This window comes from Microbacterium longlingense (assembly GCF_058349825.2).
This window is the reverse complement of sequence record NZ_JBYRJA020000006.1, coordinates 213,007-226,929: the sequence shown is the minus strand read 5'-3', so window position 1 is coordinate 226,929 and position 13,923 is coordinate 213,007. Positions and strand designations below refer to the sequence as shown.

The window sequence follows — 13,923 nt, the reverse complement described above, 5'->3', positions numbered from 1 at the left end:
GGCGCCGGGATGATGGCCCGGCGCCGCCCGATCGTTGTCCGTCGGACTACTTGGTTCCGAAGAGCTCGACGATGTGATCGACGATCTGCTCGGCGCTGAAGCGGTCGATGCGGAACGAGTTCTTGCCGAGGCCGTAGACCTGGCCGGCCTTGACCGAGGGCACGTTGGCCATCGTCGGGTCCTGCGCGAAGGCCTGTGCGCCTGCGTCGTCCTGGGCGAGGATGAAGGTGGTCTCGCCGGTGAGCTCGGTGAGGTTCTCGTAGGTCGCGAAGACGAAGTCGCTGCGCTCCTCGTCGATGGTGTGCCAGTCCAGCGGCGGGTCCTCGACGGTGAAGCCCAGCGAGGTCAGCACGTCGGCGTGAACGCCGCCCGCGCGGGCGATGTTGTTGTGCTCGCCGGGGCCGTTGAAGCTGAAGATGTTGGCCGTGCCGGCGGGAACGGTGATCTTCGCGGCGGCGTCGGCGACGTACTGGTCGTAGTCCGCGATCGCGTCAGCGGTCTGCTCCTCGAGGCCGGTGGCCTCGCCCAGCTGCTCTGCCAGTCCCTGCCAGGTGACCACGCCGTAGTCGACGACGATGGTCGGGGCGATGGCCTGAAGCTCTGCCAGGTTGTCGATGAGCGAATCGGCGCCGCCCCGGGCGACGACGATCAGGTCGGGGTCCTGCGCGATGATCGCCTCGAGGTCGACCTCGCCGACCGGGAAGATGTTCTCGACGCCCTTCTCGGCGGCGATGTCGGCCCACTGACCGAAGAACTGGCCGTTCGCCGCCGAGCCAGACGCCACGACCGGCGCATCGATCGCGAGGAGCGTGCCCGTGGTGGTGACGGTGGTCGAGACGATCCGCTCGGGCTGCTCGGGGATCTCGGTGACCGTGCCGTCGGAGTTCTCGAACGTGCGGGGCCACTCGGCGGAGGACTCCCCCGCCGCGGTGGTCTCGGTCGGCTCTGCGGTGGGCGTCTCGGCGGACGAGCAGCCGACCAGCGCCAGGGCGCCGGCGACGAGCACGGCGAGACCGCCGGTCCATCGGGTTCGCGTGGTCTGGGCGAACGACATGGGTGTTCCTTTCGGGGATGGCACTCGGCGCACGCACACGGGGCGCACCGAGAGATCGAGCGCGAGGCGACGAGCATGCCAGATGGCCCGATCACGGATACTCTCGGTATGGTGACCCTAGCCTAACCCATCCCTGGTTAGGCATGTCTAACCTCAGCGACCGACAGGCCTCGATTCCCGGGAGATATCCGTGCCGCGCAACCTCCGCCCCCTCGATGTGTTCCCGATCACCACGCGCGTCCTCCGGGTGCTCCGGGTCGCAGACGTCACCCCCGGCATGCGCCGCGTGACGCTCGGCGGCGAGCAGCTGGCCGCCCACACCGCGGAGAACGGATTCCCGGTCGCGGCGTTCCGGTCTGACGGCTTCGACGACGAGTTCAAGGTCCTGCTGAAGCACCCGGAGGCCGAGAAGGCGGTCGGACCGGCGCAGGCGGACGGCGTCCTCGACTGGCCCCGCGAGGACCCGCACCTCGTGATGCGCACCTACACCGTGCGGCGCTGGGATCCGGAGAGCGGCGAGATCGATGTCGACTTCGTCCGGCACGGCGTCGGCCCCGCCACCAGCTGGGCGACCCGCGTGGAGCCGGGCGAGGAGGTGCAGATCGCCGGCCCCAAGATGTCGATGGCACACCCGGAAGGGGCTGACGCCGTGGTCATCGCCGGGGATGAGACGGCGCTTCCCGCAATCGGGCGCTGGCTCGAAGAGTGGCCGGTGGGACAGCCGGCCCAGGTGTTCATCGAGGTCGCCGAGGCGGAGCACCGTCAGGATCTGCCGACCCCTCCCGGCGTGGAGATCACCTGGCTGAGCCGCGACGGCGCGGAACCGGGCACCACGACGCTCCTGCTCGATGCCCTGCGCGCCGCCGCGTGGCCGGAGGGCACGGTCTTCGCCTGGGTCGCCGGGGAGGCTCTGACCCTCACCCCCATCCGCCGCTGGCTGCGCCAGGAGAAGGGGTTGCCCAAGGAGCAGGTCGAGGTGACCGGATACTGGCGCAGACAGGAGGTCGTCGTCTCAGAAGACGACGCTTCGATGCCCGACCTCGACGCGACCGAGGACGATGCGGACCGTCTGCACGAGCTGAGCGAGATCGCCCCGGGATTCGCCCTGCGCGTGGCCGCCACCATCGGACTGGGACCAGCCTTCGGCGACGACGAGCGCTCCGCCGCCGAGATCGCCGCGGCCACCGGCACGGACGTCGCCGCGATCGCGCGGCTGTTGCGCTACCTCGGCGCCATCGGCGTCGCGGAGTCCACCGGGGACGACCGCTGGCGGCTCACCGGCCTCGGGCGCCTTCTCGACGACGACCACGTCGCTGCCGACCTCGACCTCACCGGCCCCACAGCACACCGGGAGCTCGGCGGGATGCTGTCGCTCCTCTCGGTGGTGCAGACCGGTGCGGGCGACTACGCACGCTGGTTCGGTGCGCCGTACGCCGATCGCGAGCGGGCGGACACCCGACGCCGCGCAGCGCGCATCGAGGAGGAGAGCGAGCGTGCGGTGTATGTGGCCGGTGCCCTCGCCGCCGCGGTCGAACTCCCCGCATCCTCGGCCGTCGCCGTGAGCGGCGAGGCCGCGGGGAGCTTCGCCGAGGCGATCGTGCGCCGCTACGCCGATGCGCGCGTGCAGATCGTCGCTGCCCCCGGCGACCCCGACGCGCCGCGCGGTGCGGATGCCGACCGTGCGCCGTTGGCCGACCCGATCGATGCGCTGCTGCTGTCGGAGGGCATCCGCTCCCTGCCGGACACCGCTGCCGTTGCCGCTCTCCGCTGGGCGGCCGACAGCGTCGCGGACGGTGGGCAGGTGCTCCTGTTCACCCGACCGCTCGTCCCGGAGCTCGCCCATGACCACGACTACGAGAACGATCTGATCGAGCTCGCGCTGCACGGCGGTGCGCTGCGCACCGACGACGAGCATCGCGCGCTCTTCGCGGCCGCCGGGCTCCCCGACCCTGAGCGCACCACGATCGGCTGGGGCTTCTCGCTCTACACCGCGGCACGACCGGGGCGGTGACGCACCCATCACGGCGTGCCGCCTAGGCTCGAGGCATGACGCCTGCTGCCCTGCCCTTTGGATCCTGGCCGTCGCCGTTGCACGCGGCCGATCTCACCACGGCGGTGCCGCGCGTCGACGACGCGCGCTTCGTGGGCGACGAGGTGTGGTGGAGCGAGTCTGTTCCCGCCGAGGGCGGTCGGATGACCGTGCGCCGGACCACGCTCGCCGATGCCGCCTCAGACGCCGAGGTGCTGCCGAACCCGTGGAGTGCGCGCTCGCGTGTGCACGAGTACGGCGGCGGGTCGTGGGCCGCCTCCGACGACGGCGTGCTGTTCTTCGTGGAGGCATCCGATCAGCGCGTCTATGCACTGCGCGCCGGTGGTGCGCCGACGCCGCTCACCCCGGACACCGGGGGGCGTGTGCGCCACGGAGGGCTGCGCCTGCAGCAGGGGCGCCTGTTTGCCGTGACGGAGGAGGATGAGGACGGCACCACCTGGCACGGCCTCGTCGAGATCCCCGCCCCCGGCGACGGTGATGCGCACGTGATCGTGCGCGGGCGCGACTTCATCGCCCACCCTGCACTCTCCCCCGACGGCACCCGTATCGCCTGGGTGCAGTGGGACGAACGACGCATGCCGTGGGACGACGCCGGGCTGGTGGTCGCGGACCTCGACGGAGGCACGCCGGTCGACGTGCCAGGGCGCGCGGCGTTGCAGCCCGAGTGGATCGGAGCGGACGAGCTCCTGTTCGCCGAGGACTCCTCGGGGCGCTGGAATCTCTCCCGCGTGCGCATCGGCGGGACACCGGTGCGCGTCTCTCCCGCCGATGCCGACACCGGCGGGAGCCTCTGGGTGCTCGATCAGCGGTGGTACCGCCCGCTCGATGATGGACGGATCGTCGCCCTGCGCACCAACGGGTCCGACGCGATCGTGGTGATCGACGCCGACGGCGCAGAGCGCACGATCGAGGCGCCCATGAACGCACGGTTGAGCATCCCGGACTCCCGCGGCTCCCGTGTGCTGCTCACCGGGGGCGGAACCACCGTGACCGATGGCCTGTGGTGCATCGATGTGGACGGCGCGACCACGCGGATCCGTGGGGGCGAGCCGGCCGACCCGGCGTGGATGCCCGGGGCGCGGCCGGTGACATTCGACGGACCGCACGGTCCCGTGCACGCCTTCGACTACGCTCCCGCCCACCCGGACATCACCGGTCCGGCCGGGGAGCTGCCGCCCTACGTCGTGCTCGTGCATGGCGGACCCACCTCGCACACCGGCGGGCAGGCGTCGACCGCGATCGCCTATCTCACCAGCCGTGGCATCGGCGTGCTCGATGTGAACTACGGCGGCTCGACCGGGTACGGACGCGCCTACCGGGAGCGGTTGGACGGCCAGTGGGGCGTCGTCGACGTCGATGACGTGATCGCCGCAGCGCAGGGCCTCGCCGATGCCGGGGTGGCCGACGCCGAACGGATCGCGATCCGCGGCGGCTCTGCCGGCGGCTGGACCGTGCTGTGTTCCCTGGTGCGCGGCGGGGTGTTCCGCGCCGGAATCAGCCGCTTCGGTGTGAGCGACCTCCGCGCGCTTGCGAGCGACACCCACGCTTTCGAGAAGTACTACCTCGACGGCCTCGTCGGCCCGCTCCCCGAGGCCGAGGACGTGTACGTCCAGCGCTCACCCCTCACCCACACCGACCGTATCGACGTGCCGGTGCTCATTCTGCAGGGCGCGGACGACGCGGTGGTGCCGCCCGCGCAGTCCGAGGTGATCCGGGATGCACTGGCCGCCCGCGGCGTTCCCCATCGTTACCTGCTGTTCCCCGGTGAGGGCCACGGCTTCCGCCGCGCCGAGACGATCATCGCGGCCGCCGAGGCGGAGCTGGTGTTCCTCGGTGAGGCCTTCGGCTTCGATCCCGCGCTCTGACCGGGGCGGCCGGGAGGGAAGGCTCGGCACCCGTGGTCGACAGGGCTCCCGGTCACTCCCCCATGCGGTTGCGGGTGCGCATGGCCCGCTCGGCCTCGCGCTTGTCCTGACGCTCGCGGAGGGTCTGCCGCTTGTCGAACTCTCGCTTGCCCTTGGCGAGGGCGATCTCGACCTTCGCCCGGCCGTCGGAGAAGTACAGCCGCAGCGGCACCAGGGTGTACCCGCCGGCCGACACCGCGTGCGACAGCTTGAGGATCTCCTCCTTGTGGAGCAGCAGCTTGCGCACGCGCTTGGCGGAGTGGTTCGTCCAGTGACCCTGCGAGTACTCGGGGATGTGCACGGCGTCGAGGAACACCTCGCCGTCCTTGACGAACGCGTATCCGTCGGTCAGGTTGGCCCGCCCCTGGCGCAGCGACTTCACCTCGGTGCCGGTGAGCACCATCCCCGCCTCGTACGACTTCTCGACGTTGTAGTCGTGACGCGCGCGTCGGTTGGTCGCAATGACCTTCTCTCCGCGTTCCCTGGGCATGATGCTTCTCCTGATCCGTCACCACCCCGTGCGGGCGGCAGCCGATCAGTCTATCGCGTCAGGTGCGCAGCCAGCGACGGATCGCGAATCCGGCCGACAGCGCTGCCAGCACGACGCCCAGACCGATGATCACCGGGATCACGAAGAGCAGCGCGTCCTGCGTGGTGACCCAGGTGGTGACGAACGCCACACGGCTGCTCAGATACTCTTGCACGCCGAAATGCACCCCCGCGAGCACGGCACCGCTGGCCAGCGCGGACCCGATGACCGCGGCGAACACGCCCTCCAGCACGAACGGGAGCTGGATGAAACGGTTCGACGCACCGACGAGGCGCATGATGCCGATCTCCTTGCGCCGGGCATAGGCGGAGAGCCGGATCGTGGTGGCCACCAGGAGAACCGCCGCGATCAGCATCAGCACCGCGATGCCGACGGCGATGTATGTCGCCACCGTCAGTGCGGAGAAGAGCGGATCGAGATACTCCATCTGGTCCTTGACCTCTTCGACGCCCCGCACCCCCTGGAACGCCTCGGCGATCACGTCGGAACGGGTCTGGTCGCTCAGGTTGACCCAGAAGACCTCGCTCATCTGCTCAGGGGTGATGAGGCCCACGTAGTCGTCGCCCACCAGATCGAGCGTGTTCTGATACGCCTCCTCGCGGGTCTCGAACCGCAGGTCGGCGATCAGAGGCGACAGCGTCGGACCCTCCAGCTCCGCCCGGACGGCGTCCAGCTGCTCCTGACTCGCCGCGCCGTCGACGCAGGTCTCGACCGTGGAGATGTCCGAGCACATGTAGATCGCGATCTGCGCGCGGTCCTCCCAGAACTGCCGCATCTCCCCGATCTGCATCTGCATGAGCATTGCCGCACCCACGAAGGTCAACGAGACGAACGTGACCAGCACGACGGAGATCACCATCGAGATGTTGCGCCGCAGGCCGGTGAACGCCTCGGACAGAACAAGTCCCAGCCTCATGCGGTCGGCCCCACTCCGTCGTCGTCGCCGTCCAGGCCGAGGCGGTCGGCCACGCCGAGCTCGGCGACATCCACCTCGGGGAGAACGATCGGGTTCTTGCGCAGCTCGGTATCTGTCGCTCCTGCCGCGAAGGCAGCGGGTATCTCTTCCGGAGCCGGAACAGGAGCGGATGCCACGGCTTCGGCCTCCTGCTGCGCCAGCTCGACCTCCGAGCGTGCGGCCGTCGCAGCGGCGCCGCGGGTCTCCTCCGGCGCGACGCGCAGCATCGCCGAGGTGTCGCCGTAGCCGCCGCCGAGCTCGTCTCGCACCAGACGTCCGTCGCGCAGCTCGATCACACGCCGCTGCATGCGATTGACGAAGAATGCCTCGTGGGTGGCCATGACCACCGTGGTGCCCCCCGCGTTGATCCGTGCGAGGAGCTGCATGATGTCGGCCGACGTGGTGGGGTCGAGGTTTCCGGTCGGCTCGTCGGCGAGCAGCACCTGCGGCCGGTTGACCAGCGCCCTGGCGATCGCCACACGCTGCTGCTCGCCGCCGGAGAGCTCGCTGGGCAGGCGCTTCTCTTTGCCGTCCAGGCCCACCAGCGCCAGCACCTCCGGCACCGCCTGGTGGATGTAGCCGCGAGACGACCCGATCACCTGGAGGGCGAACGCGACGTTCTGGAAGACGGTCTTCGACGGCAGCAGCCGGAAGTCCTGGAAGACAGCGCCGATCTTGCGCCGGAAGTAGGGCACCTTGCGGTTCGACATCTTCCGCAGGTCGCGGCCGAGCACGTGGATCTGCCCGGCGGAGGGAACCTCCTGACGGAGGATCAGATGCAGGCACGACGACTTGCCCGAGCCCGAGGCGCCGACCAGGAAGACGAACTCGCCCGGCTGCACCTCGAAGTCGATGTCGTCCAGCGCAGGACGCGCGGCCCCGCGATAGCGCTTGGTGACGTTCTCGAACCGAATCATGGCCCGTCCAGCCTAAGCGGTCCGGTCCGTTCCGGCCTGAGCGCCACCCGGGTCTGGCTGCTATATCTGGCCCGGGTCTGGCTGCTATATCTGGAGGGTCGCGTGAAAGGACCCTCATGACCACGATGCCGCCCGAGTCAGACCCGCCCGCGGCATCCGCCGGCGATCCGGATGCCGCGTTCCCTCCCCCGCCGCCGCCGTTCGTCGCGCCGGAGGGCGGGGTCCCCGCGCAGGCAGCCGGGGCAGCCGGCTTCCCCGCCCCCGTCTCGCCGCCCGGAGCTGCGGACACCGTCGACCTCGATGCCCCGCCGGCCTACCCCCTCCCCGGGCTGAACGCCCCCGCTCTCTCGCCGCCGCCGGCGGAGCCGGCGTACACCGCGCCGACCATCCCCCTGCCGTCCGGCTTCGGCGACGACCAGCCGACCGTGCCCGTCATCCCCGGTCTCGGCGGCGGAGCAGCGCCGACTCCGCCGCCGTCGTTCCCCGTGCCGGGCTATGCCTCGCCGGGCTACCCGGCTCCCGGAGCCAGCGCACCGGCGTACCCGGCGCCGGGATACGCCGGGCCCGCCTCTGGCGCGCCGGTGTATGGCGCGCCGCCGTACGCGGCCGGCGCCGGATACCCCGGCCCATCGGCCCCGGTCGCCCCCGGCTACGCGCCCCCTCCGGTGACGCCGAGAGCGCCGCGCGGCATCAACATCGCCGGAATCGCCGGACTCGGCCTCGCCGTCATCGGCACGCTCGTCGCGATCTTCGCGCCGGGCATCGCCCTCGTTGTCCTCGGCGTGGCCGCGATCGTGTCGATCGTCGGCTTCTTCCTCCGCGGCACGGCGAAGTGGCCGTCGGTCGTGGGCCTGGTGGTCGCCTTCCTCGGCGGCATCCTGGCGGTCATCGTGCTCGGGATCACCTGGTTCGTCGGCGCGGTCTCCGAGTCACGGTCGCCCGCGCCGACCATCACATCCGTGCCCACGTCCGTGCCCGCCACGCCGGAGGCCGTTCCCTCCGAGACTCCGACCGACTACCACGGCGCCACCCCGACGCCGTCGGACCAGGGCACCGGAGCAGGAAGTCGCACATCGCCCTACCCGATCGGCACGACGGTCGAGAGCGAGGAATACCGCATCACCGTCGACAGCATCAACCTCGACGCCACCGACGATGTGGTCGCCGCGAGCATGTTCAACGAGCAGCCGCCTGCGGGGTACGTGTACGCGCTGATCCAGCTCACGATCGAGTACATCGGCGATGACCAGGGCCTGCCGATGTTCGTCACCATGGAGTACGTCTCCGCGGACGGCACCATCACCTCCAGCTACGACGCGATCGCCCCTGCTCCCATGATCCTGGAGATCCCGCTCCTCGGCCCCGGCGAGAAGGGCGTCGGCAACACGGTTGTCAGCGTGCCGGTGGACGATGACGGCGTCTTCCGGCTCACACCGGGCCTTTTCGAGGACCCCGTCTACGTCGTCCGCCCGTAGCGGCGAGGGCCGGGCTCCGCCACGCCGGCACCGGCGTGGCGGAGCCCGGCGGGCGAGGCACGAGGGGTGCCTCCTGTGTTGCGGACCCGCGCTCGGCGTCCCGGATGCTCAGCGCGCGGCGACAGCCTCGGCGAGCTGTTCGACGGCCCGCCGGAGGATCGGCCGCGGCGTGGCGAGGATGATGCGCGTGTGCCCCTGCCCTGCGGCACCGCACTGCGTGCCCTCGGTGAGGGCCACGCCCCCGCGTTCCCGCAGAAACCGCGCAGGCTCGTCACCGAGGTCATAGGCCCGCCAGTCCAGCCAGCCGATGTACGTGCCCTCCGGCGCCGTATACCCCACCCGGGGAAGATGCTCGTCGAGCAGCTCACGCAGGTAGTGGCGGCTGTCATCGAGATAGCCGATGACCTCATCGAGCCACGCGCGGCCCTCGCCGTAGGCCGCCGTGGTGGCCAGCACCCCGAGCGGGCTCGTGCCCTGTGCGGCCCGGTAGCCGATGCGCTCCCAGAGCACGGCGTCCGCATCGTTGGTGAGTACGATCTGAGCGCACTTCAGCGCCGGGAAGTTCCAGGCCTTCGACGCGGAGACGGCGGTGACGCTATGCGCGGCCGCCGCATCAGAGACCGACGCGTACGGGATGTGACGGCGCCCGGGGTAGACCAGCGGCGCATGGATCTCATCGGAGAACACGCGCGCTCCGCGGCGCTCGACGACCTCGCTCAGGGCGATCAGCTCATCACGATCGAACACGCGCCCGACCGGGTTGTACGGGTTGCAGAGGATGAAAAGACCGCCCCGCGGAGCGAGAGCAGCATCGATCGCGTCGAGATCAAGCACGAATCGCGTGCCATCGTGCGCGAGCGGAACCTCGACGATCTCCCGGCCATGCGCGGCAGGGAGCGTGAGGAACGGCATGTATGCCGGGGTCGGCACGATCAGCGGCGCCTCAGGGTCGGCGTAGAACGCCATCGTCGTGACCATGGCGCTGAGCACATCGGCCACCGGGTGGATGCGGGATGGACGGACGTCCCAGTCGTATGCGTCTCGCAACCAGTCGGCGGTGGCTCGCGAGAGTGCGGCGGAGGCCTGCGGCGCGCCGTAGCCGAACTGCGAGAGGTCCACCTCCCGCTGCAGCGCAGCGGTCACCTCCGGTGCGACACCGAAGTCCATCTCCGCCACGAAAGCGCCGATCTTGTCCGGAAACAGCGACCACTTCAAACCGCCGCGGGCGCGCAGGACCTCCTCGGTGATCGCGTCGAAGTCCTCTGGCACAGGATCAGTCCTCGTCCTTGCGCTTACGCCAGCGGATCCCCGCCGAGATGAAGCCGTCGAGGTCGCCGTCGAACACGGCGGCCGGGTTGCCGGACTCGTGGCCGGTGCGGAGGTCTTTCACGAGTTGCTGCCCGTACAGGAAGTACGAACGCATCTGGTCGCCCCAGCTCGCGGTGATGGTGCCCGCGAGCTCCTTCTTCTTCGCCGCCTCCTCTTCCTTCTGGAGCAGCAACAGGCGCGTCTGCAGCACGCGCATGGCGGCGGCGCGGTTCTGGATCTGCGACTTCTCGTTCTGCATCGACACCACGATGCCCGTCGGAAGGTGCGTCAGACGGACCGCAGAGTCGGTGGTGTTGACCGACTGCCCGCCGGGGCCGGACGAGCGGAACACGTCGACGCGGATGTCGTTCTCGGGGATGTCGACCTCGGTGGCCTCCTCCATGAGGGGGATCACCTCGACCGCGGCGAACGAGGTCTGCCGCTTGTCGGCCGAGCCGAACGGGCTGATGCGAGCGAGACGATGCGTGCCGGCCTCGACGGAGAGCGTGCCGAACGCGTACGGGGCGTCGATCTCGAACGTGGTCGACTTGATGCCTGCACCCTCGGCGTAGGAGGTGTCCATGACCTTGACCGGATATTTGTGCTGCTCCGCCCAGCGCAGATACATGCGCATGAGCATCTCGGCGAAGTCGGTCGCGTCGTCGCCTCCGGCGCCCGAGCGGATCGTGACGATCGCGGAGCGCTCGTCGTACTCACCGTCCAGAAGCGTCTGCACCTCCAGCTGGCCGATCGCATCGCTGAGGCTCTTCAGCTCGGTGCGCGCCTCGGCGGCGGAGTCTTCGTCCTCCATCTCGTTGGCGAGCTCGACGAGCACCTCGAGGTCGTCGAGTCGCCGGCCGATGCCCTCGACGCGGGCGAGCTCGGACTGGCGGTGGCTGAGCGCGCTCGTCACCTTCTGGGCGTTCTCGGTGTCGTCCCACAGATCGGGGGCGCCGGCCTCCTCGCTCAGGCGGGCGATGGCGGCGCGGAGGCCCTCGACATCGACCACCTCGCGGATGTCGGCGTAGGTCGAGCGGAGGGCCTGGATGTCGGCGGAGAGATCGAGTTCAAGCATGGCTCCCTCAGACTACCGCCGGCGCGGCTCTCGCCGAGCGGATACCGACATCCGGAGAAGCGAACACGACCGGTCTACGGTGGAGGGATGACGTCATCCGCCCGATCCGTACTCCTCCAGTTCGGGCCGATGGTGTATCTGCCCACCGTCATCTTCGCCCTCGGAGAGGGGGCCGTGCTGCCGATCGTCCCGGTGATCGCGACGAAGATGGGTGCCGACGTCGCCGGCGCCGCCCTCGTCTCTGCCGCGCTCGTGGTCGGGCAGCTGTGCGGCAACATCCCCGCCGGCTGGCTCGTGTCGCGCATCGGTGAGCGGTTCACGATGGTGATCGGCGGTGCGATCGCCCTCGCCGGCGCATTCGCCGCGATCTGGGCGCCGAGCGTGCCGGTGCTGACCGCGGCGATGTTCGTGATCGGTCTCGCAGCCGCCGCATTCTCACTCGCACGGCATGCGTTCATGACCTCGCGCGCGCCCATCGCCTACCGTGCACGCGCTCTGGCGCTGCTGGGCGGGAGCTGGCGCCTCGGCATGTTTCTCGGCCCGTTCGTGGCGGCCGGGCTCCTGGCGATATTCCGCGACGAGCATGCCGCCATCTGGCTGTTCGCGGTCATGCTGATGCTCGCCATGCTGCTGGTTCTCTTCGGGCCGGACCCGGAGCAGAGCACACCCCCGGCGCGCGGCTCCGCGGCGGCGCTGATCGTCGAGGACACCGGGGAGGCCGTGACAGGATCGATCCCTGCGCAGGAGCGCGTCGGGGTGTTCCGCACCATGTACCGCAACCGGCATGTGCTCTCGCGGCTGGGACTCGCGGCGGCCTCGATGTCGTCTGTGCGCTCGGCTCGGCAGGTCATTCTCCCCCTGTGGGGCGTGTCGATCGGCCTCGACCCGCACACGATCGCCCTGGTGGTCGGCATCTCCGGGTCGATCGACTTCGCACTCTTCTACGCGAGCGGCCAGGTGATGGACCGCTTCGGACGACTCTGGGCGGCGCTTCCCTCGATGCTGATGATGGGCGGCGGGCTCATTCTGCTCGCCGCCACGCACGACGGCGCGAGCGCCGTGCTCTGGTACGGCATGTGCGCCGCGGTGCTCGGGGTCGGCAACGGACTCTCGAGCGGCATTCTGATGACCCTGGGAGCGGACGCTGCGTCCCGGAGCGACCCCGCCGCCTTCCTCGGCTCGTGGCGCACCCTCACCGATGCCGGCGGCGCCGCGGCACCGCTGGTGATCTCCGCGGTCACCGCTGCGGTCTCGCTTCCCGCGGCCGCAGCGGTCATGGGCGCGGTCGGGGTCCTCGGGGCCGCCGGGTTCCTGCGGTGGATCCCGGCGTTCGTCCCGACGCCGCCCGGACGCGATGAGGCATGAGGACGCCGCGATGAGCCACCGGGCCACGAACGGCGCGACGAACCTCGACGAGCTGCGCGCCCTCCGCCGTGTGCGTGACCGGATCGACCGCGAGATCGCCCTGCCCCTGACGGTCGAGGAGCTCGCCCGCGGCGCGCATATGTCTGCCGGGCATCTCACCCGCCGGTTCGGAGCCGCCTACGGGGAGCCTCCCCACCGCTACCTCATGACCCGGCGGGTCGAGCGCGCGATGACGCTGTTGCGAGGCGGCCGGATGAGCGTGACCCAGGTCTGCTACGCCGTGGGGTTCGGGTCGCCGGGAACGTTCAGCACACGTTTCACCGAGCTCGTCGGCGAGTCGCCCAGCAGCTACCGGCGTCGAGCCGCCGGCGCGACGGACGGGGTGCCGGGCTGCCTCACCCGCTACGCGACCAAACCGATCAGGAATCGAGAAGTTCCGCCGGGCGCGCGCTCCTAACCTGGGGCCATGACGATCTCCGTTCACTCCACGTTCCTGCCGCACACCGACCCGGAAGCCTCGCTGGCCTTCTATCGAGACGTGCTCGGTTTCGAGGTGCGTCTCGACGTCGGCTACGAGGCGATGCGCTGGATCACGATCGGCGCTCCCGGCCAGGACTCGTCCGTCGTGCTGTATCCCCCGACCGCTGACCCGAACATCTCGGCGGCCGAGGGCGAGGTCATCACGGCGATGATCGCCAAGGGCACGTTCGCCAGCATCCTGCTCGCCACGCCCGACCTCGACGCGGCATTTGCCCGCGTGGTGGCCAGCGGCGCGGACATCGTGCAGGATCCGACCGACCAGGACTGGGGCGTGCGCGACTGCGCGTTCCGCGATCCGGCCGGCAACCTCATCCGCCTGCAGCTGCGCGCCTGACGGCCCGCCCACGCCCCAGAACCGCACCCCGCATAGAAGCAGCACAGAACCCGGGACGGTTCACCTGTTCAGGCGCAGAAAGAACCCGCCCACCAAGAAGGTTGGAGAGCGGGTCTTTCCTGGGTACGTGCGACCGCATGGAGCGGATCAGGCTTGGGCTGCTGAGTGTTCCTCGTTGCGGGAGTCCTTCAAAGGAGCTTCAATCAGAAGCCACAGCACTAGCCCTATGACCGGAAGAAAGATCTGAACAGCGCTCCACACGATCTTGCGCGAGGCAGTTACCGGCCTCCTATCAAGGAGTGTCCATGCGACGCCGCCTATCACTACGACGATGACAACCACTGTTGCCGCGGTTGCAAACAGGCCCCACCCAAACGGAAGGGTGATCTCCGAAGT

General features: G+C 70.0%; 13 protein-coding genes. 6 read left to right on the top strand and 7 right to left on the bottom strand.

What is annotated here, in order from left to right; genetic code table 11:
• Positions 1-46: 46 nt before the first annotated feature.
• On the bottom strand, positions 47-1,054 hold the full coding sequence (gene fepB / locus AC3RXY_RS10785) for a Fe2+-enterobactin ABC transporter substrate-binding protein (RefSeq protein WP_491510917.1): 1,008 nt from the start codon (positions 1,052-1,054) through the stop codon (positions 47-49).
• A gap of 190 nt (positions 1,055-1,244) precedes the next feature.
• Between fepB and AC3RXY_RS10780 the strand changes: the two genes are divergently transcribed.
• Together AC3RXY_RS10780 and AC3RXY_RS10775 are read left to right on the top strand one after the other, a co-directional pair.
• Positions 1,245-3,065, top strand: coding sequence for a siderophore-interacting protein (locus tag AC3RXY_RS10780; protein ID WP_491510916.1), 1,821 nt, complete (start codon positions 1,245-1,247; stop codon positions 3,063-3,065).
• Positions 3,066-3,100: 35 nt separating this feature from the next.
• Positions 3,101-4,969 carry a prolyl oligopeptidase family serine peptidase gene (locus AC3RXY_RS10775; protein WP_491510915.1) on the top strand — a complete coding sequence of 623 codons (1,869 nt, stop codon included), beginning with the start codon at positions 3,101-3,103 and terminating at the stop codon, positions 4,967-4,969.
• 52 nt (positions 4,970-5,021) lie between these two features.
• Here the strand turns inward: AC3RXY_RS10775 and smpB are convergent, their stop codons facing one another.
• The 3 genes from smpB to ftsE are packed head-to-tail and all read right to left on the bottom strand — an operon-like array spanning position 5,022 to position 7,430.
• A complete protein-coding gene (gene smpB / locus AC3RXY_RS10770; RefSeq protein ID WP_491510914.1) occupies positions 5,022-5,498 on the bottom strand; it encodes an SsrA-binding protein SmpB in 477 nt (158 codons plus the stop codon).
• 58 nt (positions 5,499-5,556) lie between these two features.
• Positions 5,557-6,474, bottom strand: coding sequence for a permease-like cell division protein FtsX (ftsX, locus tag AC3RXY_RS10765; protein ID WP_491510913.1), 918 nt, complete (start codon positions 6,472-6,474; stop codon positions 5,557-5,559).
• Positions 6,471-7,430 carry a cell division ATP-binding protein FtsE gene (gene ftsE, locus AC3RXY_RS10760; protein ID WP_491510912.1) on the bottom strand — a complete coding sequence of 320 codons (960 nt, stop codon included), beginning with the start codon at positions 7,428-7,430 and terminating at the stop codon, positions 6,471-6,473. Before ftsE ends, ftsX begins: the two co-directional genes overlap by 4 nt.
• A gap of 116 nt (positions 7,431-7,546) precedes the next feature.
• Between ftsE and AC3RXY_RS10755 the strand changes: the two genes are divergently transcribed.
• Positions 7,547-8,905 (top strand): hypothetical protein, encoded by a 1,359-nt coding sequence (locus tag AC3RXY_RS10755; RefSeq protein ID WP_491510911.1) that lies wholly within the window; start codon positions 7,547-7,549, stop codon positions 8,903-8,905.
• 108 nt (positions 8,906-9,013) lie between these two features.
• Here AC3RXY_RS10755 and AC3RXY_RS10750 read toward each other — a convergent pair whose 3' ends face one another.
• Together AC3RXY_RS10750 and prfB are read right to left on the bottom strand one after the other, a co-directional pair.
• A complete protein-coding gene (locus AC3RXY_RS10750) occupies positions 9,014-10,174 on the bottom strand; it encodes a MalY/PatB family protein (protein WP_491510910.1) in 1,161 nt (386 codons plus the stop codon).
• A gap of 4 nt (positions 10,175-10,178) precedes the next feature.
• Positions 10,179-11,288: a peptide chain release factor 2 gene (prfB, locus tag AC3RXY_RS10745; protein ID WP_491510909.1), complete on the bottom strand. Its 1,110-nt coding sequence runs from the start codon at positions 11,286-11,288 to the stop codon at positions 10,179-10,181.
• An 87-nt stretch (positions 11,289-11,375) separates the two neighbouring features.
• Here prfB and AC3RXY_RS10740 point away from each other — a divergent pair, with 87 nt between their 5' ends.
• From AC3RXY_RS10740 to AC3RXY_RS10730, 3 genes are read left to right on the top strand one after another with little or no spacing between them, the layout of a single operon-like run.
• Positions 11,376-12,653: an MFS transporter gene (locus AC3RXY_RS10740; protein WP_491510908.1), complete on the top strand. Its 1,278-nt coding sequence runs from the start codon at positions 11,376-11,378 to the stop codon at positions 12,651-12,653.
• Between the two features lie 10 nt (positions 12,654-12,663).
• On the top strand, positions 12,664-13,110 hold the full coding sequence (locus tag AC3RXY_RS10735; RefSeq protein ID WP_491510907.1) for a helix-turn-helix domain-containing protein: 447 nt from the start codon (positions 12,664-12,666) through the stop codon (positions 13,108-13,110).
• 9 nt (positions 13,111-13,119) lie between these two features.
• Positions 13,120-13,527, top strand: a complete 408-nt coding sequence (locus AC3RXY_RS10730; protein ID WP_491510906.1) for a VOC family protein — start codon at positions 13,120-13,122, stop codon at positions 13,525-13,527.
• A gap of 147 nt (positions 13,528-13,674) precedes the next feature.
• On the opposite strand, the gene AC3RXY_RS10725 is transcribed toward AC3RXY_RS10730, so the two are convergent.
• Positions 13,675-13,869, bottom strand: a complete 195-nt coding sequence (locus AC3RXY_RS10725) for a PLD nuclease N-terminal domain-containing protein (RefSeq protein ID WP_491510976.1) — start codon at positions 13,867-13,869, stop codon at positions 13,675-13,677.
• Between the last annotated feature and the right edge of the window lie 54 nt (positions 13,870-13,923).

Bases quoted from the DNA above. Each gene is read 5' to 3' on its own strand.
- AC3RXY_RS10775 (WP_491510915.1), top strand. From the start codon at position 3,101: ATGACGCCTGCTGCCCTGCCCTTTGGATCCTGGCCGTCGCCGTTGCAC.
- ftsE (WP_491510912.1), bottom strand. From the start codon at position 7,430: ATGATTCGGTTCGAGAACGTCACCAAGCGCTATCGCGGGGCCGCGCGT.
- prfB (WP_491510909.1), bottom strand. From the start codon at position 11,288: ATGCTTGAACTCGATCTCTCCGCCGACATCCAGGCCCTCCGCTCGACC.
- AC3RXY_RS10730 (WP_491510906.1), top strand. From the start codon at position 13,120: ATGACGATCTCCGTTCACTCCACGTTCCTGCCGCACACCGACCCGGAA.
- AC3RXY_RS10755 (WP_491510911.1), top strand. From the start codon at position 7,547: ATGACCACGATGCCGCCCGAGTCAGACCCGCCCGCGGCATCCGCCGGC.
- AC3RXY_RS10735 (WP_491510907.1), top strand. From the start codon at position 12,664: ATGAGCCACCGGGCCACGAACGGCGCGACGAACCTCGACGAGCTGCGC.
- AC3RXY_RS10740 (WP_491510908.1), top strand. From the start codon at position 11,376: ATGACGTCATCCGCCCGATCCGTACTCCTCCAGTTCGGGCCGATGGTG.
- smpB (WP_491510914.1), bottom strand. From the start codon at position 5,498: ATGCCCAGGGAACGCGGAGAGAAGGTCATTGCGACCAACCGACGCGCG.
- ftsX (WP_491510913.1), bottom strand. From the start codon at position 6,474: ATGAGGCTGGGACTTGTTCTGTCCGAGGCGTTCACCGGCCTGCGGCGC.
- fepB (WP_491510917.1), bottom strand. From the start codon at position 1,054: ATGTCGTTCGCCCAGACCACGCGAACCCGATGGACCGGCGGTCTCGCC.